This is a genomic window from Algivirga pacifica (assembly GCF_039543525.1).
In the GTDB taxonomy this organism is placed as follows: domain Bacteria; phylum Bacteroidota; class Bacteroidia; order Cytophagales; family Flammeovirgaceae; genus Algivirga; species Algivirga pacifica.
This window is the reverse complement of the sequence record NZ_BAABJX010000051.1, coordinates 36,111-62,167: the sequence shown is the minus strand read 5'-3', so window position 1 is coordinate 62,167 and position 26,057 is coordinate 36,111. Positions and strand designations below refer to the sequence as shown.

The 26,057-nt window shown below is 42.0% G+C and carries 15 protein-coding genes; 6 read left to right on the top strand and 9 right to left on the bottom strand.

Going from position 1 to position 26,057, the window contains the following annotated elements:
• Positions 1 to 14: 14 nt before the first annotated feature.
• The 3 genes from ABD985_RS16235 to ABD985_RS16225 all read right to left on the bottom strand — a co-directional run bounded on the left by ABD985_RS16235 (position 15) and on the right by ABD985_RS16225 (position 7,953).
• Complete coding sequence (locus ABD985_RS16235; protein WP_345373551.1) at positions 15 to 3,260, bottom strand: efflux RND transporter permease subunit; 3,246 nt, start codon at positions 3,258 to 3,260, stop codon at positions 15 to 17.
• Positions 3,257 to 6,487, bottom strand: coding sequence for an efflux RND transporter permease subunit (locus ABD985_RS16230; protein ID WP_345373549.1), 3,231 nt, complete (start codon positions 6,485 to 6,487; stop codon positions 3,257 to 3,259). Before ABD985_RS16230 ends, ABD985_RS16235 begins: the two co-directional genes overlap by 4 nt.
• A 317-nt stretch (positions 6,488 to 6,804) precedes the next feature.
• A complete protein-coding gene (locus ABD985_RS16225) occupies positions 6,805 to 7,953 on the bottom strand; it encodes an efflux RND transporter periplasmic adaptor subunit (RefSeq protein WP_345373547.1) in 1,149 nt (382 codons plus the stop codon).
• A 509-nt stretch (positions 7,954 to 8,462) separates the two neighbouring features.
• On the opposite strand from ABD985_RS16225, the gene ABD985_RS16220 reads away from it, so the two are divergent.
• The gene (locus tag ABD985_RS16220) at positions 8,463 to 9,695 is read left to right on the top strand and encodes a serpin family protein (protein ID WP_345373545.1); all 1,233 of its coding nucleotides are present in this window, start codon (positions 8,463 to 8,465) and stop codon (positions 9,693 to 9,695) included.
• Between the two features lie 86 nt (positions 9,696 to 9,781).
• Here ABD985_RS16220 and ABD985_RS16215 read toward each other — a convergent pair whose 3' ends face one another.
• On the bottom strand, positions 9,782 to 11,008 hold the full coding sequence (locus tag ABD985_RS16215; protein WP_345373543.1) for a BaiN/RdsA family NAD(P)/FAD-dependent oxidoreductase: 1,227 nt from the start codon (positions 11,006 to 11,008) through the stop codon (positions 9,782 to 9,784).
• 185 nt (positions 11,009 to 11,193) lie between these two features.
• On the opposite strand from ABD985_RS16215, the gene ABD985_RS16210 reads away from it, so the two are divergent.
• On the top strand, positions 11,194 to 13,047 hold the full coding sequence (locus ABD985_RS16210; RefSeq protein ID WP_345373541.1) for a glutamate-cysteine ligase family protein: 1,854 nt from the start codon (positions 11,194 to 11,196) through the stop codon (positions 13,045 to 13,047).
• Positions 13,048 to 13,095: 48 nt separating this feature from the next.
• The gene (locus ABD985_RS16205) at positions 13,096 to 14,301 is read left to right on the top strand and encodes a succinylglutamate desuccinylase/aspartoacylase family protein (RefSeq protein ID WP_345373539.1); all 1,206 of its coding nucleotides are present in this window, start codon (positions 13,096 to 13,098) and stop codon (positions 14,299 to 14,301) included.
• 94 nt (positions 14,302 to 14,395) lie between these two features.
• Here the strand turns inward: ABD985_RS16205 and ABD985_RS16200 are convergent, their stop codons facing one another.
• Entirely contained in the window at positions 14,396 to 18,106 is a 3,711-nt protein-coding gene (locus ABD985_RS16200; RefSeq protein ID WP_345373537.1) for a SpoIIE family protein phosphatase, read from the bottom strand.
• A gap of 299 nt (positions 18,107 to 18,405) precedes the next feature.
• Here ABD985_RS16200 and ABD985_RS16195 point away from each other — a divergent pair, with 299 nt between their 5' ends.
• Both ABD985_RS16195 and ABD985_RS16190 read left to right on the top strand, forming a co-directional pair.
• Entirely contained in the window at positions 18,406 to 18,669 is a 264-nt protein-coding gene (locus ABD985_RS16195; RefSeq protein ID WP_345373535.1) for an autorepressor SdpR family transcription factor, read from the top strand.
• Positions 18,666 to 19,307, top strand: coding sequence for an SdpI family protein (locus ABD985_RS16190; RefSeq protein WP_345373533.1), 642 nt, complete (start codon positions 18,666 to 18,668; stop codon positions 19,305 to 19,307). Before ABD985_RS16195 ends, ABD985_RS16190 begins: the two co-directional genes overlap by 4 nt.
• A gap of 98 nt (positions 19,308 to 19,405) precedes the next feature.
• On the opposite strand, the gene ABD985_RS16185 is transcribed toward ABD985_RS16190, so the two are convergent.
• Both ABD985_RS16185 and ABD985_RS16180 read right to left on the bottom strand, forming a co-directional pair.
• Positions 19,406 to 20,089: a DUF975 family protein gene (locus tag ABD985_RS16185; protein WP_345373532.1), complete on the bottom strand. Its 684-nt coding sequence runs from the start codon at positions 20,087 to 20,089 to the stop codon at positions 19,406 to 19,408.
• A 105-nt stretch (positions 20,090 to 20,194) separates the two neighbouring features.
• Positions 20,195 to 20,659 carry a hypothetical protein gene (locus ABD985_RS16180; RefSeq protein ID WP_345373530.1) on the bottom strand — a complete coding sequence of 155 codons (465 nt, stop codon included), beginning with the start codon at positions 20,657 to 20,659 and terminating at the stop codon, positions 20,195 to 20,197.
• Positions 20,660 to 20,968: 309 nt separating this feature from the next.
• Between ABD985_RS16180 and ABD985_RS16175 the strand changes: the two genes are divergently transcribed.
• A complete protein-coding gene (locus ABD985_RS16175; protein ID WP_345373528.1) occupies positions 20,969 to 23,098 on the top strand; it encodes a prolyl oligopeptidase family serine peptidase in 2,130 nt (709 codons plus the stop codon).
• Between the two features lie 159 nt (positions 23,099 to 23,257).
• On the opposite strand, the gene ABD985_RS16170 is transcribed toward ABD985_RS16175, so the two are convergent.
• Together ABD985_RS16170 and ABD985_RS16165 are read right to left on the bottom strand one after the other, a co-directional pair.
• Complete coding sequence (locus ABD985_RS16170) at positions 23,258 to 23,872, bottom strand: GNAT family N-acetyltransferase (protein ID WP_345373526.1); 615 nt, start codon at positions 23,870 to 23,872, stop codon at positions 23,258 to 23,260.
• A 477-nt stretch (positions 23,873 to 24,349) separates the two neighbouring features.
• Entirely contained in the window at positions 24,350 to 26,023 is a 1,674-nt protein-coding gene (locus ABD985_RS16165; RefSeq protein WP_345373524.1) for an FAD-dependent oxidoreductase, read from the bottom strand.
• Positions 26,024 to 26,057: the final 34 nt, after the last annotated feature.

Below are 26,057 nucleotides of genomic sequence, written 5' to 3'. Positions count from 1 at the left end.
ACGATAAACATATTTTAAGCCACTGCTTCCAGCTTCCTAGCCTCACTGATATGTTTTCTTCGGAAGAAAATCAGCGGCAGCTGGAACATAATCGTGATCAGGGAGAATGCCAATCCACCAATGGTTCCAATGGCCATATCAAACATCTCGTCACGCTCTCCAGTAAACAGGAAAGGTACAAAACTCAGGATGGTTGACAGGATGGTTAGAAGTACCGGCAATAGTTTATGCTGGAACGCTTTGATATAGCAATCCACGGCTTTTCGTTTTGGGTACTTCATCCTCAAGAGGTTGTAATCATTAATGATGTAGATGGCCGCATTCACGACCAACCCTCCCAATACGACAAAAGCAAGCATCATTCCCTCTTCCAGACGGACATCGAAGATCCCTCCGGCAATCACAGCACCGATATAGGATACCGGCAAGGTGATCATGATGGCTAAGGGCTGCATCACCGACTCCATTAGAATCGTACAAGACCCTAGGATCACATAGAAAATACCAAGGATCAAGAGCAATAGGGCACCTCCGGAAAGGGCTTCCTGAAAGCCTTGGAAAGGATCTTTTTCTCCTCCTCCACTTTGGTAGCCCAACGCCATTTGCTGGTTGGTGATGGCTTCCAGTTGCAATTTCAGATTATTCGCAGCTTCTTCAGGCAAAGAGGTCTCAAAAGAGACTTTCAGTTCGAACTGCTGTGCCCTTTTATTGATGCGGTTGACATCTTCCTTATCCGGAACGATCTCCATAGCCCCCTTCAACTTAAAGTTGCTATTATTGGCTTGCGCCATGGTATTGGACATCTTCCAAAGGGACATGGACTTCTCTCCTTCCGCTTTCATGACGATCTTTTGTACATTCTCATCTACCCAAGCCTCTCCTAGCTCACGATCCCGATCCGGACTTACTTGCTGCAGCCAATCCTCTACTTCCCCTATACTTAGTTGCTTGGACATAATATAGGCTTCGTCCATGTTTAGACGGAGGTTGTTCTGTTCGTCCAGTTTATCTTGCTCACCACCCTGCCATACGTCCAAAATCTCCGGAATCTCCTTCATTCGAGTTTGAAGCGTAGTGGCATACTCTCGAAGCTTAAAGTAATCGTAGCCTTCCAGCACCATGGTTTTCACCACCGTTTCTTTCTTCTCTTCCTCTTCAGTGATCTTATTATCCCTACGCATTCTTCTCCAATAGTTATTCCCGAAAAGGACATACCATTTGGACTCATGCATATGGCTGGTCAGGTTTTCTACATACTGCTTTACCTCAAAAGGATACAAGGTTTCTTTCACCTCTTTATCAAAGATGATTTTCACCTTGATGCGATTATCCCTGGCTTCTCCTTCTACATACTTGAAGTTGGGTTTCCCCACCAAAGAATCCTCCAGAATCTGAAGCTGTCTCTTCGCTAACTCTAAGTTAGCGGCACTCATCCTTCCGATAATATTCAACTCCACCTCATCACCGGCATTCAATCGATCCTCTGCGTCTCGGTCAGGAGCCCCTTGCATTTTCACCTGATAGGAAATTCCTCCCAAGGCCTGGTCAATTACCGGACGAGCAGATTCCTGATACCATTCGGACCCCAGTGTTTCGTTAAACGCCTTTGCTGTTAACTCCTCTCCTTCCATTGGTTCTTCCGGAATCAGATAGGTTGGAAAACCGATAAACCAGATCAGCATCAATACGGCTAACCAACGACGTTTATACAAGCGCATAATCCAATAGCGATACCATTGGCTAGCTTGCACCATTCGTCTTTTATTACGGGTAAATCGCTTTCGTCCACTGATCTTCTCGAAGAGATCACTCTCCTCGATCAAGGCCGGTACCAACCATAGGGAAACGCCTAAGGACACCAACAGCAAGATCACCAATAGCATAATAAAGTCCTTAAAAACCACTAGTGCATCAGGGAAGATAAAGGCTACTGTCACCAAGAACACCAACAATGGTCCTACGGTCGTCAAGGTTGCCGCCAATACGGCCCTAAACGCATAGGTATCCCGGTGAATACGGTAATGGTCAGCCATGACAATCACGTTATCAATGACAATCCCCAAAGAGATCACCACGGCCATAAAGGAGAAATTGTTCAGCTGTACATCCAGTAAATAGAAGAAGATAATGGACGTCAGTACATTCACCAACAAGCTTCCCCCCACAATCAGGGTATATTTCCAATGTCTATTGATTAGTAAGATCAATAACATCAAGAGCATCGCCGATCCTGAGATACGGCTTAGGGTATCAAAAATTTTCTCTTCGATACTGATGGACGCATCGTACTGCTCACTCAACTTAACATGAGATGGCAACGTCTCTTCCCAACGGGCTGTCGCTTCTTTCACTCCACTGGCTACCGTCAAGGTATTGACATCCTGGGAAATGGAGACCACTAAACTGACCACCTCTTTTCCATTGATATGGTATACCTCATCATTCTCTACTTCCTCACTATTCACCTTGACCAACTCTGTCAGCGGAATCATTCGGCCACTTTCATGGGCAATCCATATCTGGTTCCAATCCACATTACGCTGTTCCTTGAAGGAAAGACGCACCGCCATACGGTCTGACTTGTTCTCATCAAAACGTACCCTACCCAGTACCATGGATGAAATATACTGTTGTACTGCTCGCTGTATATCGGCCGTTTTCACTCCTACAGAGTTCAGGTACTCCGAGTCGTAAGACAATACCCACTTGGAACTCTTTCCATAGCGGACCTGTACATCGGCAACATCTTTCACCCCTTCCAAAACAGGCTTCAAGCCTTTCTCCAGACGTTCAGCGAGCTTGTCCTTATTCTCTTCACCCGAAAGCTGGTAGACCATTAGGGTGACGTTATTGGTTCCATTGTTTACCCCTGCCCAAACGTAAGGGGCATCCACCCCTTCAGGCAAATGCTTCTGCAAGTCCTTTAAGGCCATCCCCACAGAATAGCGGAAGATATTGACATTGGATTCCTTTTGCAGTCGCACAAACATAGAGCCCCTGCCTTTTTGGGACCAGGAGTTGATGCGTTCAATTCCCGGAAGGGTTTTAATGGCTCCTTCCAAACGGGAGGTCACCTCCTGTTCTACCGAGATGACATCCTTGTCATCCCATCCAATCGTAATGTATACCCCTGGAAAGGAGAATGCCGGGTCCATACTGATATTCAGCAAAGGAATCGCCGCTGATCCTGCAAAAGATAGCATCGTAAAGATGATCAGGACACGGAAGGTGGAAATTCCGAAATTTGGTTTCTGCTTCATGACAACACCTCCTCCCCTTGGCTCAAGACCTCTTCGATCTCCTTAGGTTCTTCCAAATCTGCACCATAACGTGGGCTAGCCCACCAGTAGATCAACGGTACAAAATACAAGCTGACTAACGTACCAAAGGTCATTCCTCCAATAATTACCAAGGCCATTGGACGCTGAATCTCCGATCCAAAATCATTTCCAAACAAGAACGGTAATAGGGAAAGAATGGTCGTCATACTCGTCATCAAGATAGGCTTAATTCTTCTCAATCCTGCCTGATGAATAGCATCCTCGATCTTCAGGTAATCCTCTTTTCTTAAACGGTTAATGGTATCAATCTTCAAAATGGAATCATTGATAATAATACCCATGACCACGACCAATCCGATCATCGCTACCAGGTTAATAGAACCTCCCCAAGCCCACAGCAAGAACAATCCTCCTGCAAACGACAGAGGTACTTCTGCCAATACGATCAATGGTTGCCATACAGACTCAAACTGTGCTGCCAAGATAAAGTACAGGAAGAGTAAACTCACGATTAGGACGATAGTTAGCTCTTCAATCATTTCCTGGTTAGAGAAGATACTTCCATCAAAGTTCACTTCCAGGTTATTGAACTGACGAATCAGCTGCTCTACCTTTTGACTCATTGCCGGATAGTCTTTCATCTCCACATCCAATCCCAATGCAAGGAATCGACCCGCATCATCAGCATATAATTTCTTAAAGCTTCCTTGTGTCATGATTTGCACTAACTGACGCAATGGCACTTCCTCTCCGGCTGTGTTTAAGACATTCGCTTCATTGATAATATCATAGAAAGTCTTATTGCGCTGATGGGTCACGACCTGCAAGGTATTCACGGATGTTCTCATCTCCATCAACTCATACTTATTGATCAGGGACTGCAGCTTATTGCTTAAGGCAGCCACTTCTACCTGATACATAAAGGCCTTACGGGTATCCGGAATAATCACCAACTCTTTTTGTAAATCCAGTGGTCGGTTTGATTGTCCTTCTTCCCACATTCTTACAGAATCTACGACAGCCATTACTTCTGTGATCTGATCATCCAAAGCACCCTTGCTCGCTCTTACCTTCATACGCAGTGGTGCTACGTTCTGAGGAAACAACTCTGTAAACAAACTTGGAGGTGGCTCCATCGTAAATCGTACGGCAGGATATTGCTTGGACAACCAAGCGCCCAGCTGTTCCTGTACAACAGACAATGAATCATGGGTATGCGCTCTAAGGTATACTTCTGCTTCCGTATACGCTTGCTCACGGGTGTGTGCCAGCAAGTACTCTTGTGCACCTACCCAGGTCTGTTGCTGTGCTGTCTTATCCATCAGGAAGGTCGTTACCTCATCGACTCTTCGTCTGTTCTCATCCAAACTGATGGGTTCGTTCCAGTCAATCTTGCACACCATCGCTACCTCAGAGGTTTCTGGCATTTGTCTTTTCTCCAACACATTAATCAGGAGATAATCTACTCCGATCAATGAGATAAATACCAAGAAGGCTGCTGCCTTATGACGAAATACCCAATAGTATACCTTCTCGTACAGTCCTTCATAATCTGGCAGCCAGATCATTTTTTTCAGGTTGGCACTTAGCCAACGGATGGCAAAGCGCACGCCATATTTCATCCACGATAGTCCAAAAGCAACCCATCGGTATACCCATACAAACGGCAAGAATACCTTCTTGGCTTTCGCTGGCTTTTTTGTTGGTGTCAATAACTCTTTACCTCTGCTCTTATGCGTCAAGCGATAGTAAACCGGCAATACAATCACCGCTACGGCCAAGGATACAGAAAGACCGATAGTTACCGTCAAGGCCTGATCATAGAACAATGCTCCTGCCATACCACTTAGGAAAATCAAAGGCAAGAATACAGCTGTAGTCGTTAACACGGAACTAATCAATGGACGAATCACTTCATTGGTTCCCCTCACACAAGCTTCTCCCAGACTATACCCTTTTTCTTTATATTGCGTGATATTGTCAATTACAATAATGGAGTTATCCACCATCATACCAGCTCCCAGAATCATTCCGGAAAGAGATATAATATTAATAGAAATATCAGCCCAGAAAATAACGATCAAACTCAATACGATAGAGAAAGGCAACGTGATCCCCATCAGCATAGGTGCACGGAAACTCTTCAGGAAGAAGAACATAACAAAGAATGCCAGGAATCCCCCTACCAATAAGCTGTTCATCAAACTACTCATCGTCACTTCCAGGAAAGTCGCCTGATTGATGCTATAATCGAAAGCGATTCCCTTATGGGTATTTTCCCAATGGTTTACTCTCCCCTCTACCTCTTTCTTCATATTATCCATACGGGCACTACTCTGCTTGATCAGTGCCAAGCTAATGCATCGCTTGCCATTATAGGTGGTGATCCCTTCCGGCTCCTGGTTACGAAATTCCCATTGGCCCAGTTCTTTTAGTTGCAAGGAACGACCATCTACAGAGATATACGTATCTTTCAAGCTTTGCAATCCTTCAATGGACTTGCTCAGTTTCAAGACTTTTTCGTAACGCCCTTCCTTCACTGAAAAGGATGTGGCTGAGATCTCCTGAGCCTCAATTTTCTGTTTTAGATCTGCTAAGGTCAATCTCAAAGAAGCCATGATCTTCTCATCAGGAGTAAAGACAATCTCTGGTTCGTCCATACCACTGACATCTACCATCGCTACCGACTCCAACATCTCCAGCTGACGGCGGTATACATTATCCACCAATTCACTAAGTTGCAAGAAGCCTTCTTCTGTCTGATAAATGGCACTATCCGGGGTTATATTCAAATAGAATACGGGAATGTCCGATGCCTTGGTCTTCATCACAATAGGACGCTCCACCTCATTAGGCATCTCACGAATGGCGCGATCAATCGCTTCATTCACCTCCAGAAAGGCGATATCTACATCCGTATCGTGCTTGAAACGCAAACGTAGTACGCCAGAGCCATCCTTGGTTTCTGAGTACATTTCTTCAATAGCAGCCAGTCGTGACAATCCTACACGCAACTGCTCTGCCATCTGCTCCTCTAGTTGTGCGGCACTTTTATCAGGGTCCTGGTATTGCACCAGAATCTCCGGTACCGCAATATCCGGCATTAGAGATACCGGTATAGAATTAAAGACCACCACTCCGAGCATCAGGAACCCGATGAGCACGGTGGTCACGGCCACTGGCCGGTTGATTAAAAACTTTACCATAATATGGGGATAAATAGTTCTTTTATGGTTTGAATAAGTAACTATCGTACTACCTAACCGCTTTGTTGAATCGTTGAGGTAGCTTACGCTACTTGTTGATTCGTTGATTCGAGTTGAATTGTTGGTTGATATATATGTACTCATACAACATATCAACTCGAATCAAGACGCCATGTAATGGAGCGAAGCTCAATTCAACTCAATACGAAGTATTGAAATTCAACGATTCAACAAAGCGATTTAGCAGTGTGACAGCTATTCATTCAAACTTAATTAGCTTACAGATTGATTAAGTGACTTGAGAACAAAGCAACTGCTTACTGCTGCTCTTCTGTTTTCACTTCCAGTTTTGTGGTAATCACTTCTGTGGTAATCTTGCTGCTATCTCCCAAGTTGAAAAGCCCCTTAACGATCAACTCCTCTCCTTCTGCCAAGCCTTCGGTCACGATATATTCACTGGCATTCTCTTCTCCCAGTTGAATAGGCTTCCACAAAGAAATCGTTTGATCTATACTATCTTTTCCTGCGACAAAAACACCTTGTTTATTGTCTCTAAGTACAATCGTGTTTTTCGGAATGGTAATCTTGTTTGGTAGTTCTTTAGCGATCACAACACTGGCATTCATGCCCTCCATCAGGCGATTTTGCTCATTGACAATAACGGCCGTAACACCTACCATACCCTTTTCAGAAATCACGGGGTTGATTTCCGTAATCTTACCGGAAAAGCCTTGTTTCAAGGCAAATGGGGTCACTTCTACCTTCTGTCCTAAAGCCAAATCTTTCAGTTCAGACTCCATCATCTGGAATTCCACCTTTAGTCGATCACTGTAAATCACATTACAAAAGTCGCCCGAAGGGTAGTTTCCTTCCTCTAGCTTAATATTCGCTACGACACCTGTAAATGGCGCAAACAACTTACAATCTTTAACTCTACGCTTGGCATCGTTATACTCCAGGATAGCATCATCATACCCCTGACGAATCTTTGCGGTACGCAACACCTCCGCTGATACTTTGTTAGTATCCTCTAAGGTCTTGATATCCGGATCAAAGGCGATAAGATAATCCAAAAGGTTCAGTTCTGCCTTTTCCAGATTGCTTTTGGCTCTTTCCAAGGCCAGGTTTGCTTGTGTCGCATCTAGCTCAGCAATTAACTGTCCTTTGGCTACGCGCTGTCCATTGCGTACATGTACCTTTGTGATGGGTTCTGTTTCCTTAAAGCGCAAGGCCACATTACGGTAAGCCTTTAATTTGCCATTGCTCAATAGCTGTCGCTCAAACACAGATAATTGCACAGGGGATAACTCCACCTGAAATACTTTATCCTCTACGACTTCCTTTTTTTCTTCCTCTTGCTCCTTACCTGCTCTTCCTTTCATTCCCTCTTTATTGCAAGAGGTAGTTGTTGACACTAGGGTTGCTCCCAATAATAACGGAAACAACGCTTTCTTATTAAAATCCATAGAATTGGTGTAAAAATTAGCTTGTTTATTGAGATACGATTGATTTATTCTGAATTAGATCCAAAAATTAAAATAAATAATCCTTTTTAGCTATAAAAAGTCTAATCAGCTATCCATAAGACTACCAAGTTACTGATATACAATCAAATAACCATTATTTTAATTTTAAAAAATTGAACTTTGGGGGTATTGATGAAAATTAGAGTTTGTTCATTTCCGTACAAATCACTCAGTATGGTTATTAATGCTTTACTTTAAGAGCTTGTTTGGAATACTGATTCAGAAAGAAAATTCCTCTAATCACTGCTCAAATCAACTCATATTTTACTACGTACGTCATCAAATAGAACCACTATTATCACTGCGTGCGCCTTAAATCTGACTTGATTTGAACAGGTTATAGAAATTTTCTCTATCTAAATCAGTATTCCAAACAAGCTCTAATTACAACGCTATATTCTTCATATGTGTCTTTTAAAAAGATAATCCACCTATAATCGCTTATGAACATGAACTATTCTATCAAATCTCTTTTTACTTCCACAACTATTACTTCATTATTATTTCTTTGCGCTTGCGATTCCTCTACTGAGCCCTACACACTGCCAGACCTCAGCAGTAATCAACGGATTGTACTCGAAGGGTCCAACACTTTTGCCTTAGACTTGCTCAAGACAGTGATTCAAGAGGAAAATCAAAATGTCTTGATCTCTCCTTACAGTGCTGCTGTTGCGTTGGGAATGACAGCTAATGGAGCCATCAATGAAACGCAGCAACAAATCCTCAATACCATCGGTACAAACAACCTTTCCATTGAAACCTCCAATGAAAGCCAGCAATCACTCGCGAACCTATTAAAAGATGCTGACCCATCCATTGATTTCCTGCAAGCCAACAGCATATGGTCTAATGATCAGTATACGATCAACCCCTCTTTTCACACTACGGTACAGCATTACTTTGATGCTGAGGCAAAAGCGCTGGACTTTAGCGATGGAGAGAAAGCCAAGAGGGAGATCAACCGTTGGGTGGAAAATAAGACAAACGATAAAATCAAAGATCTTATTAAGGACGTAACGACTGACCATGTAATGTTTCTGGTCAATGCAATCTATTTCAAGGCAGATTGGACTACGGAATTTGATAAAGACGCTACCTATATGGGGACTTTTTATAAAGAAGATGGAAGTACTTCCTCTACCAAAATGCTCACCGCAGACAATTATCCGTTCTACGTAAGCCATAAAGAAGGTATGATGTATTATCAACTGCCTTATGGCAACGAGCAATACCGCTTAAGCATCTTGATGCCCACAGATGGAAAAAGTTTACAGGAACTTGCTGAAATGCTCACCAAGGAAGATCTGGAATATCTTAACAACAACGTAACTATGCAATCACAAACGTTGCACCTGCCTCTCTTTGAAATTGAATATGAAAAGCAACTGAATAAGGTATTGAGTAAACTGGGTATGCCATTGCCTTTTTCTCAAGATGCTGCTGAATTTGACCAACTTGTACTTGGTAACCATCAACTCTTTATTTCTGAGGTCATCCAAAAAACCTATATGAAAGTTGATGAGGTAGGCACTGAAGCCGCCGCCGCTACTGCCGTTGAAATTTGGACATTATCAGCCACCGAGCCAACTACCGCGATTAACCGCCCTTTCTTGTTTTTCATTTCTGAGCAGCATACGGGGGCTATTCTTTTTGAAGGAATGTTGCAAGATCCTTCTTTGTGATTGTTTTGAGCGTGGACGCTCAAATGATGCTTGGGGTCGGAGCGTGGACGCTCCGACCAGTGCTAGAATTCTTCACTTTTCATTCTTCATTCTTCATTAAAAGCTCCCGCTGCGGTACCTGCCAGGTACCCTGTCGTCCAAGCGGCCTGGAAGTTAAATCCGCCCGTAATTCCGTCAATATCCAATACCTCTCCGGCAAAAAATAAGCCCGGAAGTTGTTTACTTTCCATGCGCTTGACGTTAATTTCCTGAAGGGACACGCCTCCACAGGTTACAAACTCCTCTTTGAAAGTTGTCTTTCCTTTGACTTCATATTCATCAGCCAATAGGGTATTGATTAGACGGTTAAGGCTTTTCTTGGAAAGGTCATTCCAGCGAGCCTCCGCATCCAGTTCTATTTTTTCTAATAAATGGTTCCACAAACGAGACGGTAATTGGAAGGGGTTTTTATTCACCACCTTACGATTCCCCATTTCCTGTTTTACTTGCTGAATATAGGTTCTTAGTTCTTCTTCCTTACGGTCAGTGACCCAACTGACCGCCACTTGAAAATGATATTGTCGATCAGACAACTCTCTTGCCCCCCAGGCAGACAATCGCAATACAGCCGGTCCACTCATCCCCCAATGGGTAATCAACAACGGGCCTTCCGCTGCCAATTTGGAACCAATCACCTTTACGCGGGCTTGGGGAACGGATAAGCCCATCAACCCACGGATAGGGTCTCCTGGCATATTAAAAGTAAATAAGGAAGGTACTGGCGACTCCACAGCCAACCCTAGATTCTTCAACCATTGTAAACCTGTAATCTTAGGACTTCCTCCTGTTGTGATGATTACACGATCGAAATAAGCTTCCTCCCCAGCCTTGAACTGCAATTGGTATCCTCCGCCTTCTTGGGGTGTCAATTTTGTCACTTCGTATTTATGGCGGATCATAACTCCTAGCTTTTTGGCTTCTGCCATCAAACAATTGATAATTGTTTGAGAATCATCTGTCGTAGGAAACATACGTCCATCTTCCTCAGTTTTAAGTTCCACTCCCCTATCCTCAAAGAACTTTATGGTATCCTTGGTCATAAAGTGCCCGAATGCTTTCTTAAGAAACTTCTCTCCCCTAGGATAGTGCTTACTCAATGCTGAAGCCTGAAAACATGCATGCGTCACATTACAACGCCCTCCTCCAGAGACTTTTACCTTTGCCAGTAACTGTGATGACTTTTCAAAAATCGTCACTTGTGTTCCTTCTTGATAGGCTGCATGTATCCCCGCAAAGAACCCAGCTGCTCCCCCTCCGATAATTGCTACTTTCATATATGATTATGATGCTATTTCTTGTCTTATTCCAGTATAACCTGTACTTTATTATATCTCACAAAAGTACTAAAAAGAGGGAAAAGGTATAAGGTATAAAGTAAAAGGTTAAAGGGAAAAGGTAAGAGCGCCCCTCGTGGTCGCCTCCAAGAAACTTAATTCTTCATTCTTCATTAAAACTGCCCATGGGTGACTTACACATCAACAGCATCGATCTAAAACAACATAGAAGTAGCTTTACCCGTCATCTCCTGGAAGACCTTCAAGCACTGGAGCGTATGCTGTCGGAGGGGTTGATTGAAGAAGGTGTTCGCCGTATAGGTGCGGAGCAAGAGTTTTGCTTAACCAAGTCGGACTTCCGTCCTTCCCTGAAAGCGCCCGAGATTCTCAAAGCCATCGATGACCCACATTTCACGACTGAACTGGCCAAATTCAATTTAGAAATTAATTTAGATCCTTTACCTCTTGAGGGAGATTGTTTTTCCCGAATGGAAGAGCAATTATACCTATACCTTCAGCATGCCCGAAATATCGCCCAGCAGCATGACAATAAGATTATCTTAACGGGTATCCTTCCTTCGATTACCAAAAAGGAACTGGTGATGGATTACATGACTCCTAACCCAAGGTATTGGGCGCTCAACAAGGTGATGAGCGATCGGAAGGGAGGACATTTTGATCTACATATCATGGGGGTAGATGAATTGAGTGTACAGCATGACTCTGTGTTATTTGAGGCTTGTAACACCAGTTTTCAAATGCACCTGCAAATAAGCCCATCCGACTTTGTGCAAAGTTACAACTGGGCACAAGCCATCACTGCTCCATTGATGGGAATCTGTACAAACTCCCCTTTACTCTTGGGCAAGGAGTTGTGGCATGAGACCCGTATTGCCTTATTTAGGCAGAGTATTGATACGCGCACCTCCTCTATGGCTGTGAAAAACCAACATGCCCGTGTTACCTTTGGGAATGACTGGGTTAGAGGTAATGCGGCTAGTCTCTTTCAGGAAGACATTAGTAACTACCCTATTATCCTTGGAAAGGAAATTTCAGAAGATACCTTGGACATATTGAATAAGGGAGGTACTCCAAAACTCAAGGCTTTGAGCTTGCACAACGGGACCATCTATCGATGGAATCGCCCTTGTTATGGCGTTAATGAAGGAAAGACACACCTTAGAATTGAAAATCGATACATTCCTTCAGGGCCAACCGTACTGGATGAAATGGCTAATTTCGCCTTTTGGGTAGGACTAATGGTAGGGCGTCCCAAACTATACGACAATATCGCTGAGCGAATGGACTTTCGGGATGTGAAAGCTAATTTCACCAAAACAGCCCGCTATGGTATTGACACCACTATCCTATGGATGGATAAAGCGATCAATTGCCGAGAACTTATCGAAAAAGAATTATTGCCTATTGCCTATCAAGGACTAGAAAGTATGGGAGTCGCACCTGAAGATATTCAGCGTCTTTTACAAGTAGTTGAAGGCAGAACCTCCTTGCATACTGCTTCCCAGTGGATGGTAAAAAGCTATCGTCACCTGGGCGATACACTTCCTACAGATGCTGCCTTAATTACCTTAACCAAATCCATACACGACAATCAGCAAACAGGTCTTCCGATACACCAATGGCCTCTTCCCTTGGCAGAGACCATGGAAGAATATCAACCTAAACGGGTAAGTCATTTAATGTCTACTGAACTCCTCACAGTCAATGAATACGATTTACTGGATATGGCTATGGAGATTATGCGATGGAAAAACATTCGTCATCTTCCTGTAGAGAATCACAAGGGAGAACTGGTAGGCTTACTCTCCTCCCGACATATAGAAAAGGTATTAACGACAAAAAATACTCAAGACGCTGCATGGAATATCTGCGATATAATGGAAAAAGACCCTATCACAATTTCTCCAGATACCCTATTACCTGAAGCAAGGAAAGTAATGCAGCAAAATGGATTTAGTTGCCTGCCTGTAGTAAAGGATGGGCAATTGGTAGGGATTATTACGGAAAAAGATTTTTAAGGTAAAAGGTAAAAGGGAATAGGTAAAAAGTATAAGTCTATAGTAACCATGGAATGGATTTATAGTCATGCGTTTCAACAAAGCCTTCCGGCCAAACGGATTATCGGCGAGGTAGGTGACCCAACCCAAGGCCCTGCCCTCTTGTTTTTTGGAGGGATACATGGGAATGAGCTTTCTGGTCTATTTGCCTTGCAGCAAGTATTTAAACAACTAGAAAGTCAGGCTATCTCTTTTAATGGATATGCAGTGGGGATTACTGGAAACCTTGCCGCAATAAGAAAGACAAAGCGATTTGAGGATGAAGATCTCAATAGAATTTGGACGAAAGAAAAAATAGAGCAACTTAACTCCCCTACTTACCAACCCATCAGTGAGGAAGAAAAGGAGCAAAAAGAAATCTACGAAGTTATTCAAGAAGTACTTCAGAACAACCCCGGCCCATTCTACTTCTTTGACTTGCATACCACTTCCAGTGACACGATTCCTTTTATTACGGTCAATGATAATTTACTCAATCGCTCGTTCACCCAACATTATCCTGTTCCTATTATACTGGGTATTGAAGAGTACTTGGAGGGGCCATTATTGAGTTATATCAACCGGCTTGGATATGTCGCTTTTGGGTATGAAGGAGGGCAGCATACCTCTGAGATAGCATTAGACAATCATATAGCCTTTATCTATCTGTCGATAATCCTGACAGGGAGTATTACGAACAAAGAATTCTTTTCCTCCACCTATTATCAACATCTATTGAAGCAAACAGCTTCTTTTGCAGGCTTCTATGAAATCACCCATCGACATGCCTTACTGCCTACTGATCTATTTCAAATGCAAGAAGGGTTTGTCAACTTTGAACGGATACGTAAAAATACTCCTTTGGCCCTACATAATCAGCGAAAGGTTACAGCGCCCAAGTCAGGGTATTTATTTATGCCCCTATATCAACCACAAGGAGAAGATGGCTTTTTTGTGATACAAAAAATAAATCCTTTTTTCCTGAGACTCTCCGCCAAACTTAGAAAATGGAAGCTAGACCAATGGATTGTCCAACTACCTGGAATTGAATGGGATCAAAAAGATCCCGAAACGCTGATTGTCCATCAAAAAACAGCTCATTTTCTAACCAAAAAAATCTTTCACCTACTAGGGTATAGACGTCGAAAGGTTAATCAAAACACCTTGCATATCCATAACCGGGAAAAGAGGGCCAGGTACGGGGATTATGAGGGGGCTTCCTGGTTAAACATTTGACACAGGGCGATGCCCTGTGCTATTTTGGCGATACTCCTGTGCTATTGTGGCGATGCCCTCTGCTATTGTGGCGGTGCCCTGTGCTATTGTGCTATTATATTCGTATACCAATCACTGTAATATCGTCCCGCTGAGGAGCCTCCTCTCCTTTGTAATCCTCAATAAATTGCTCTAGATAAACCTTTTGCTCCTGCATGGACTGACTGTTAATTGAAGAAAGCAAGGTCTTGATTTTAGCTGTTCCTATTTTCTTTCTTGCCCCATTATGTTGATCAGCCATTCCGTCTGTGAGGATATAAATCGTATCTCCAGGGGATAATAATAACTCATGGCTTACAAAAGGATCTTTATTCTTCTTTTGCTTTCCTCCAATGGAACGCCTAGTGCCTTTAATCTCCAGGAATTCCCCTTGTTGTATATAGTACAGTGGTGTTTTGGCTCCTGAAAAAGTTAGCTTACAGCTTCCATCATCCTGATACTCAAACTTACATAATCCCATATCCATACCATCCGTATTTCTCGCTTCATCCTGTCTGAGTTTCATACGAATCATATCGTTCATTTGCTCTAAAATCTCTTCGGGTGCTGACAGCTCATTGACATAGATTAAGTTGTTCAAAGTAGAGATTCCAATCATGGACATGAACGCTCCCGGCACTCCATGCCCTGTACAATCTACTACTGCCAGATATCCTACACGATCCACCACATTAAACCAATAGAAATCACCAGAGACGATATCTTTAGGTTTCCAAAGGACGAAAAAGTCCTTCAGGATATTTCTCATTAACTCAGAGGAAGGTAATCCTGCTTTCTGAATGGTCTCAGCATAACGAATACTATCCGTCATCTGCAGGTTCTTTTCCTTCAAGGTTTTATAAGTTCCCGCATTAGAAAGAGCTATCGTTACATAAGGCACTAACGTATTGAGTACTTGTAATTCGATATCCCCAAAGGCAAAAGGTTCAAAACTCTGCAAGGTCATCACCCCTAGCTTCTTGCCTTCCATCACAATCGGCAAGAATACCATTGACTTGGCCTTTTCAATTGTATATTGTTTTATTTCAACTCCCTCTTTTTCTTTTTCCTTAATATCACGAATTAATATTACGGTATTTTCATTCAAGCACTCTCCTGCTATACTGTCTGACGATGTTACGATATCTGTGAAAGAGCGTGGTGACTGATCAACCTCTATAAATCCAGAATAACTTAATCGGCTATACATCTCATCATATACCCCTATACCAAAAGCTTCTACATTCATAAACTCCTTCAACTGATAATAAAGGCGCTCGACCAAATCTTCTTTTTCCAGGGCTGCCATTACTTTCTTACCCATATCCCCTATTTGTTGCACATCCCGGTAGGCTTTTTCTATGGTATTCTTCTGGCTGGCAAGTTCGGCAGTTCGTTGCTCTACTTCCTCTTCAAGTTTCTGGTTACGACTCTTCAGTAAATAAGTATTCCACCTTACGACAGCAAACATTCCTCCACCTAAAAGAAACACATAAAGAAAATAGGCTGCATAGCTTTCATACCAAGCTCCTTGTACATGAAAACGATACACCGCTTCCTGTCCTATATTCCCGTACAGATCCTTTGCTCTTACATAAAAAGCGTATCCTCCTGCCTTAAGGTTAGCATAAGTATGTTTAGAAGAAGAGGTCCATTCCGACCAACTATTATCATGTCCCTTCAACTGATACTGAAACTCCGTTTGCCCTTGTCCACTATAAACGGGAGCGGCAAAGGAGAACGTAATATCATTGTTTTCCATTTTTAGCTCAGGCTCTTGTCCTTTTAATTGCCCCACTAGAATGTTTCCATTACGTTCTGTACCTGGAACACGGTAAGCACCATTGAACAGTTCCTTTCCATCAACGGCCACTTGTCGTATCAATGTTTTAAAGGTACCCGAAAATAGCCCTTCTTGTGTTCGATTATAGAAAAACACTCCTTCTGCACCTGCAATCAAAATTCCCTCATCAACAAACTGAGCGTCATTGATGTGCATCGCAGGCAATAAACGCATTTGCTCGTCTTTCACCTCCCACGTCTTACTTTCCTGATGGTAATCCACCAACACAATAGGATGCTCTACCGTGTTATAGGGCACTAGTAAGTAATCTTCCTCTGTTGACAATATTTGTTTTGGGCGATAATTCTTCTCTTGAATAATCTTTGACAAAAGATGTTGGGAAGGTGTTAATGTTTTATTTTGCGCATCTACATCAAACAAGTACCCTTTAGCACTTACCAGTACCTCATCTCCAAACTCATGTACTGTAATCTTTCCAACCTCTTGTCCCAAGGACGCTACAATTGGAGAGTGCAACAAAAATGAATTATCTTCTTGTTCAACCTTAATATACCTGATCCCACTAAAAGAAGATGATACCCACAAGTCCCCCTCTCGGTCTTCTGCCATTCCTGTAACCTCCTCTAGCCCTGTATCTACAGCATCAACTACTTTCCATTTTTTATGATTGGAGATATCCAAAAAGTATATTCTTCCTCCTTGATCAATCCCATATACCTTATTTTCATAATAACGAGAAGGGTGTAAGGAAATAATTCTGTCATTAGCAAAGCACTTTTCTGCTTTCATTCTATTTAACCAATACACTCCATCCTCTGTATTCACATAAAGACGGTTGACTCCCCCAGAGGTGATGCGCTCCATCCCCCAAACCTTCACCAAACGATCGATCCCCTTTATTTGGATATTGTCTCCGTTATCATAGTATTCCACACCATAGGACGCAGTATATACCCCCCCTTCCTCAAAGGTCAAGGCTACCACTTCTTCACCTTCCTGATTTTTCCAATTAAGAAAAGGGGAGCTTAACTCTATTCTGGTCAATCCATTAAACTGCATCGCCCACAATCCTCCTTGTTGGTCCTGATACAATTGGTTAATATCATCACTAAGCAACCCTGTCGTCTTCTGTAAACGCACCATGATATCCCCCTCTTCATCCAAGATGAATAATCCCGCTGTTTTGGTGGCTACCGCATAATTATAAACTCCTTTCAAGGGTATAATCGCATTCATTCCTCCTTTGACTACTTCTGAAGGAAGCCTAAATCTTTTCACCTTGCCTTTATGATCCCAATACCAATTTCCTGAACTGCTCACATATAGCAAGTCCTCTCCTTCTGCCGGTAAAATATCACGAATCACTTCCCGTACTGGCAATTGAAAAAGGTCTGTAAACTGTCCATCTAGTAACTCCTTCCACAACAACTCTCCATCTTCCCTGTAACGAACAAACATACGATCATGGGCCACCGCATATCGATCTACTATAATATCCTGATCACCAAGAGACTTCACTTGTGAGAGTACTCCATTCTGATAATAAAGAATCCTTTTATTACTGAAAAAATAGATCCCTTTTCCTGCTGCATCAACGCCAGTAATACGCTCTCCCCTATGCGTAGCCATCTTAAACTCATCCGCCTGCAATGAACGGTAGTATAATTCATTGTCGCTAGAGGTAGACAATACTCCAAAATCCCAAGCCGAAGCAGCGTAGATAGCACCATCCCTTCCCTTGCTCATTCCCAATACGGCCTCCTGTCGCTTCATAGGAATCAGGCTCCATATTTTGCCATCAAACTCCAGTATCCCCATCTCATTGGCAAAATACATCACGCCTCGTTCATCCTGCACGGCATCATAATTCAGTCCATCAGCATGATACTCTACGGGTGAAATATTACGTAAGATAGGTTGCCCCTGTTGTGACCAGGCAGTGGTAGTAAATAATAAAACAGTTAGAAAGATAAATACTCTCATCCTTAAATAGTTATGCGTTTGGGAATTGCATGAGAAACGAATAGTCGCTCCCTTTTAACGTAATGCTTTAAAAAAATGATATTCTCAACAAGGAAAAATAATAGTCTAATGTACAAATATTACACAAGGAATACGTCATCAAAAAACAAAACACTGTGTACACTTAGATTCTTTTTTATATGCCTGTGTAGAGACCTTCCCTTTAGTATTGCTAAAAACAGGAAAAAATTATGATTAATGAATATTTATTTAGATAATTATCTAATTATTAAATTAACTAAATATCTACAGGAGATGATATGAATAACATTTTCAAGGCATTGAATGATGCTACCCGAAGGGAAATACTCGAAATGCTGAAGGAAAGGGATATGACTGCCGGTGAAATTGCTGAACAATTTTCTATTTCCAAGCCCAGTATTTCCCACCACTTGGATATCCTGAAACGGGCCGATCTGGTCTATAGTGAGAAGAAAGGTCAATTTGTGTATTACTCTATCAACACGAGTATTGTCGAAGATCTACTACAGTGGGTTATCAATTTAAAATCATCCAAATCATGAAACATTTTATCAAGAAAGAGCTACCACTCATTATCATAGCACTTATACCATTGGTATATTTATTGGTTATTTGGGAAAAACTGCCAGAAAAAGTGCCTTTGCATTGGAATATATCTGGAGAGATTGATCGGTGGGGAAGCAAAATGACCTTGGCAGGACTGGTACTATTACTCAATCCCTTTATGTATCTATTACTCTGGGTAGTTCCTAAAATAGATCCAAAACGAAAAGTCAATAACATGGGTGGAAAGTATTATCAGCTCCGTGTATTGATGGGCTTGTTTTTCTCAGCATTGGCAATATTCATTCTTATCGCATCCCAAAAGCAAGAAATGAATGACGGAGGTTTATTGGCTCTAATCGGACTACTATTTGTAGGAATGGGCAACTATATGAAGACCATTCGTCACAATTACTTTATTGGCATACGAACCCCCTGGACACTGGAGAGCGAAGAAGTTTGGAAGAAAACCCATGCCCTAGGAGGCAGAATATGGTTTATAGGAGGTTTATTGATTTTTGTGAGTTGCTTACTGATTCAAGACAAGCAAACTCGTTTTACTATATTTCTTGGACTTACTTTAATCATTAGTTTTATCCCCATGATCTATTCATATTTTTTGTATAAAAAAGGGTAGTTAGAAGGGAAATACATTGATAGTATTTATGTCTCCCAAACAAAAATGAAGAATGAAGGACGATTCTTCATTCTTCATTCTTCATTCTTCATTCTTCATTAAATCAAAACTTCCTCCTGCTCTCCTCCTACCACACGCACGTAGAAATTCGCCAAGAAAGCATATGCAAATGGGCCAAACAGTAAGCCTACTAGCATACTGAACGCCATGTAAGGTCCCATAGCCATATAACCTCCAATAATATCTCCGTTCATCATCTGCTGCTGTACCGCCTCCTGATCCAACAGGATAAGGTTAAATGGTAGAAGCACCGCATACAAAGCAATATACCCCAGGAAGGCATAAAGGAAAAGCTTGCGTTTTTTCCCTTTCATGATCTCGTGACTTTCCTTCAAGGTATCCATTACGCCCAACTCTGGTTTGTCCAGCATCACAAAGTATACTTGAGAGAATGCCAAAGCTGCAATGATTCCAGGAATGAAAAACAGGACCATTCCTACCATAATTACCATAATCATAATAAGGGTGACACCTAAAGCCTTACCAAATTGGTTAAACCCATTAAACAGTTGAGAAACACTAGCCTCTTTACCTCTGGCTAGGGTTAGGAAAAAATCTGACATTCCTAGATAAATCGCTCCTATAATGAATAAAGGACCAATAATTGTCATCGCTGAGACCATATACAGCATTCCTGCCAATAGTAGCATTCCAATTGCCTTCAACCAGTTTCCTGATAAAGAACTCAAAGTTTGTGAAAGTAGCATTTTTAATGTGCTCATAGTCAAAAGTATTAAATGAAAAAATGGATATGATTATTAAATTCTCATCATTCAATATACAATTTTTCCTAAGAATAATCTCATGCAATGACAAAAGTCAATCCCTTAATGAACCCTCACATACTTCTCAATGATCTTTCGATTTATACCTTCCTCCTCTACCACTTCCTCTCCTGATTGAATCAACGTATCGCCTTTTACTTCCATCTGAAAAGTAAAGCTTAGCCCTTCCCAGCTTTTAGCAGAACAATAGTCTAATTTCTCTTCGTAGGTATTCCCCTTCAACGTATAAGGCCCCGATCCTGCCGTAAAAAAGCGTACACTGTCAGGAATATGCCCTTTACTATGATTAAAGAAAGCAAAATGATCCTCGTTAAACATCTTGATCATCTCATTGTCTTCTAGTGAATGTACTTTTACCTCTTCTCCTTGGATGATAGTATTGCTCACCAATTTCCAGGTACCCTTCAACAACACCTGATCTGTTTGTTGGGTATTTTTCGACACATCACAAGCGATAGTAGCCATAAAAAGTGTCAATGCTGTAATCAATCTTAATATTCTCTTCATGTTCATTTTAGTTGTTTTTTTCAATTGACAAGAAATTCAATCAGAAAACAAAAAATATAGCTGAACACTGTACCCAATGCCCTGAACGGCAGAAAACTATCGTTTGTTACCGGTTATCGGTTATCCAAATGGAGAAAGGATAAAGGAATAGGATCCTATGGATAATAATCCTTTATCCTTCCTCCTTAAACCCCTTAAAATTAGCACTTAACTATAAGTTTACTTGGCGTTCAGTTCACTAGTAATACCTTCCCATTAAACTTTTTAGTACCTTAACAAGAAATAATAATAACTTAAACCATATCTATCATGCTAAAGCTTTGGAAACCCTGTATAGGTATATTACTGACGACAGGCGTATTCTCCTGTTCAGGAGAGCAACAGAAAAAACTGGATTATCCCGAAAGTAAAAAAGAAATGATTACAGACACCTACTTTGGTACGGAAGTACAAGACCCCTACCGTTGGCTGGAAGATGACCGATCAGAAGAGACGGCAGCATGGGTCAAAGCACAAAATGAAGTCACCGATCAATACCTCAGCCAGATTACCTTTAAAAAGGAAATCGTAGATCGAATGACGGAGCTATGGAACTATGAAAAAGTCTCTGCGCCTACGCGTTATGGTGATTGGCTTTACTATTACAAAAATGATGGCCTTCAAAATCAATTTGTTCTCTATCGTAAAAAAGAAGGTAGTAGCAAAGAAGAAGTATTTCTGGATCCTAATGCATTTTCTGAAGATGGCACCACTTCCCTTTCTGATATCAGCTTTACCAAGGACGGTAAGTTAGCCGCTTACTCTACCTCAGAAGGAGGCTCGGACTGGAGAAGCATTTATGTGATTGATACAGAAACGAAGAAGATGGTAGGAGACCCTATCAAGGATGCTAAGTTTACCGCTATTGCCTGGAAAGACAAAGAAGGTTTTTTCTATAGCAGCTATGACAAACCTAAGGAAGGCTCTGCCTTATCAGGAATGACACAGCACCATAAGTTGATGTATCACAAATTAGGTACACCTCAGTCTACCGATGTGCTGGTATTTGGTGGTGAAAAGATACCTAGAAGATATATCGGTGGAAGCGTTACAGAGGATGGGCACTACCTGATTATCTCTGCCGCAGAGGCGACCTCTGGCAATGAGCTGTACTTGAAAGACCTTAAAAAAGAAGATAGTCCTATCGTTCCTATTGTAGAAGGGTTTGACAACAATCACGGAGTGGTCTATGCCAAGGGAGGCACCCTGTACATAGAAACCAATTACAAAGCACCAAACGGACGCTTGATCAAAGTGAAAGCGAAAAAGCCTACACAAGAACACTGGAAAGAAGTGATCCCTGAAACAGAGAATGTTTTGAGTGCTTCCTCTGCCGGTGGAAAGCTATTTGCCAACTATATCGTAGACGCAGTCTCCAAAGTATATCAGTATTCTCTTGATGGGGAACAAGAAAACGAAATCCAATTGCCAGGTTTTGGGTCGGCCAGCGGATTCTATGCCAAGGAAGAAGATAAAGTTCTTTACTATACCTTTACTTCGTATATCTATCCTCCTACGATCTTCGAATATAATATTGAGGAAAAATCCTCTAAAGAGTATATGGCTTCCAAGGCACAATTCAATCCTGAAGATTATGTGTCAGAGCAGGTATTCTATACCTCCAAAGACGGCACGAAGGTTCCGATGATTATCACCTACAAGAAAGGCCTTAAGAAAGACGGAAGCAACCCTACTATTCTATACGGATATGGAGGATTCAATATCAGCTTACTTCCAAGCTTCCGTATTTCCAATGCCGTGTGGCTAGAAAATGGCGGAATCTATGCTGTTCCAAATATTAGAGGAGGTGGTGAATATGGAGAGAAATGGCACGTAGCCGGTACCAAAATGCAAAAGCAAAATGTATTTAATGACTTTATTGCTGCCGGCGAGTACTTGATCAAGGAAGGGTATACCTCCTCTGAAAAACTGGCCTTAAGAGGTGGTTCCAATGGTGGATTATTGGTAGGAGCTGTAATGACACAGCGCCCTGATCTTGCCAAAGTAGCCTTACCGGCTGTAGGCGTACTAGATATGCTACGTTACCATAAGTTCACTGCTGGTGCAGGATGGGCTTTTGATTACGGTACAGCCGATGATTCCAAGGACATGTTTGAGTACCTATTGGGTTATTCTCCAGTACATAACGTAAAGGAAGGCATTGCTTACCCTGCGACTATGATTACTACTGCAGACCATGACGACCGTGTAGTCCCTGCCCACTCCTTTAAGTTTGCCGCAGAGCTACAAGCGAAGAATGCGGGCAATAACCCTATGTTGATTCGTATCGATACCAAGGCCGGACATGGTGCCGGAAAACCTACGGATATGATCATCGATGAATATGCTGACATTTATGCCTTTACTTGGTATAATATGGGGGTAAAAAGCCTTCAATAGTTGTTGAACCGTTGAATCGTTGAATTGAGCTTCGCTCGTTGATTCGAGTTGATATGTTGTATGAGGATCAATATAGATCAATCAACAGTTCAACTCGAATCAACGAGCGAAGCTCAATTCAACTCACCGAAGGTGAAATTCAACGATTCAACAATACGATTAAGCAGAGTAGAACATCCGTTCGTGATCCGCTACTTTTCCATATTGATTCTTATAAGGCGATTTTACCTTATACTTCACCTTGAAGCCTTTTCTGCTATAAAGCGCTTTTGCCCTCGGGTTCTCTACAGAAACGTCCAAGCCAATCGGATGATGTACTTTTAGACGTCTTAATAGCTGCTCAATCATCCACCCTCCTACTCCTTTTCCACGGTGATCAGGATGCACACCTAAATGTACCAATAATTGCTCCTCACCTTTAGGAGGTTTGATTACGGTTTCAGTACGAAGACCTCTTAACATGACCTTTAAGCCTGTCCATATCCCGTAAAATGATATAATCTGAAAAATAGCAGTTTGTGTCATTTGTGCAGTCTCTGCTCCCGTGAGAACAGCGGCACTACCAATTACTTTTCCACGCTGCTCCACCGCATAATGATTTCGATAACCAAACTCTCCCTTTCCACTCTCAAAGGCATATTTCAAAAAATCCTGGGCAGCATACTTATTTGTTTTAAAAACATAGTCAAAGGAATCAGGTCCTGAACTATAAATCAGGGGGATCATTTCATGGACATCTCCCTTTGTAGCTTGTCTTAGTTGTACGTTTAGCATTGGTTATATGGTATAATGGTTGAGATTGAAACTGTCGAATGATAAATATTTAGAGATGCCATGTAATGGCTTATTGTTTAATTAAGTTTGAAAAATAACCGACACAATAGTTATCTCCATCCTCGCCTAGCATTACATGCGTGGTAAAACCCCAGGCTCTTTTAGAAATACCGCTACGCGGTGATCTATACTACTGTTTTTCTATCTAATAAATAATATACGTTGATATAATAGATCGCCACAACGTGGCAATTCTAAAAGAGCCTGGGATTTTAATCCTAGGCGGAGTTGAGGGAAGCATTTATGACGCTTAATTATTCAACCTTAATTAAACAATAAACAATAAACGGCATATAATTCCGTAGACAGCGACAGGATTACTTCTAAAATATATCCTATAAATTTCATCAAATGTAATGAAAAAAGGTTCGTCACCCATAGGCAACGAACCTCAAAACTATTACATATCACTCTTTCTTAGTCCTCAGAAAGTACGGCTACTTTCCCTACGATTTTTTTCCAGGCAGTAAATCCACCGGCGATGTTACGTAGCGTAGAGAAGCCATTGTGCTCCAGTATTCTGGTTGCCAGGTATCCTCTAAGCCCTTTTGCACAGTACACAAAAGTCTCTTTAGAAGAATCCAGCTCATCCAAACGGTCTCTCAACTGATCCAATGGAATATTGATCGCTCCTTCTACCATACCTTGCATTTCCAGCTCCTTAGGATTACGAACATCCAGAATCACATAGTCTTTATTTTCTTCTGCCGTAAAATAAGCCTCCGCTTGAGCGACATTCCACTCCTCATAGCCATTGTTCATGCTATTGCCAGCGACATATCCTGCGACCACCACGGGGTCTTTCGCCGGAGAGAATGGAGGTGCATAAGCCAAGTCCAGACGAGGCAAATCATCAATCGTCAACTTCGCATAGATCGCTGTCGCCAGAACATCCACCCTTTTATCGACTCCTCTTTCACCAAACAACTCTGCTCCCAGTAGTTGCCCCGTTTCAGGATTATAATAAATCTCTATAAAGATATCTTTTTGGTCGGGATAGAATCCCGGTGTTGTTCCTGCAATGATAAAGGTCGAGGCATAAGCAATCCCCTCTCTATCCATTTGCTTCGTACCTAATCCAGTACGGGCAATCGTATAATTAAAGGCTTGCATAATTGCCGTTCCATACCCACCATCGAAGGTCTCATTTCCTCCGGCAGCATTTGCTCCGGCAGCACGGCCACCTTTATTGGAGTGTGTTCCCATTGGGAACCAAGCCGTTTCCTTGGTTACTACGTTTGGAATGGCAGCACAGTCACCGGCTGCATAAATATCAGGCAAGGAAGTCTCCATTTTCTCATTCACTACCAACGCACCATTTCCGATATGCTCTGCTCCTTTAGCCGTCAGCATCTCCGTATTTGGCTTTACACTGATACCAATCAAGGTATAATCAGTCGTCATGGTAGAACCATCTGTTAAGGTCAACACATTGGTCGCTGGATCCATCGACTTCACTGCTACTCCCAGACGAAGCTCAATACCATTTTCTTTCAGTACCTCAGCTGTCATGCGAGCAAATTTCTCGTCCCAAGGCGTTAGGATTTGTGGCGCCAACTCTACGACAGTCACCTTCAATCCTTTTGCTACCAGGTTCTCAGCCGTTTCCAAGCCTATCAGCCCAGCACCTACGATCGTAATATGCTTAGCCGTATCCAGGATACCACTGTTCATTACTTGGTCAAAATCCTCAATAGTTTTGGCATACGCCCATTTATCGGAAGCATCCAGGTTTTCAATCGGTGGCTTCACCGCTCTACCTCCTGTTGCAAAAACTAATTTATCATAAGAATAAACATCTTTTGGGGTATAAACTACATGAGCATCCGGATCAATATCCGTTACCGGCTCATTAAGGTGTACATCAATACCAAAGCGAGTCTCTAACAACTCCGGCTTTACCACCATTAGTTTATCTCTTGATTGTATTTTTCCTCCCATAGCGTATGGGATACCACAAGTCGCATAACTAATGTTCTCAGTTTTTTCAAAAAGGATAATTTCAGCTTGTTCGTTAGTTCTTCTTGCTTTAGCAGCAGCTGATGGGCCTGCAGAAAGTCCACCGACAATAATGATTCTTTCTTTATTCATAATGCTAATTCTAGTGTTTATCTGTTCCAGTTTA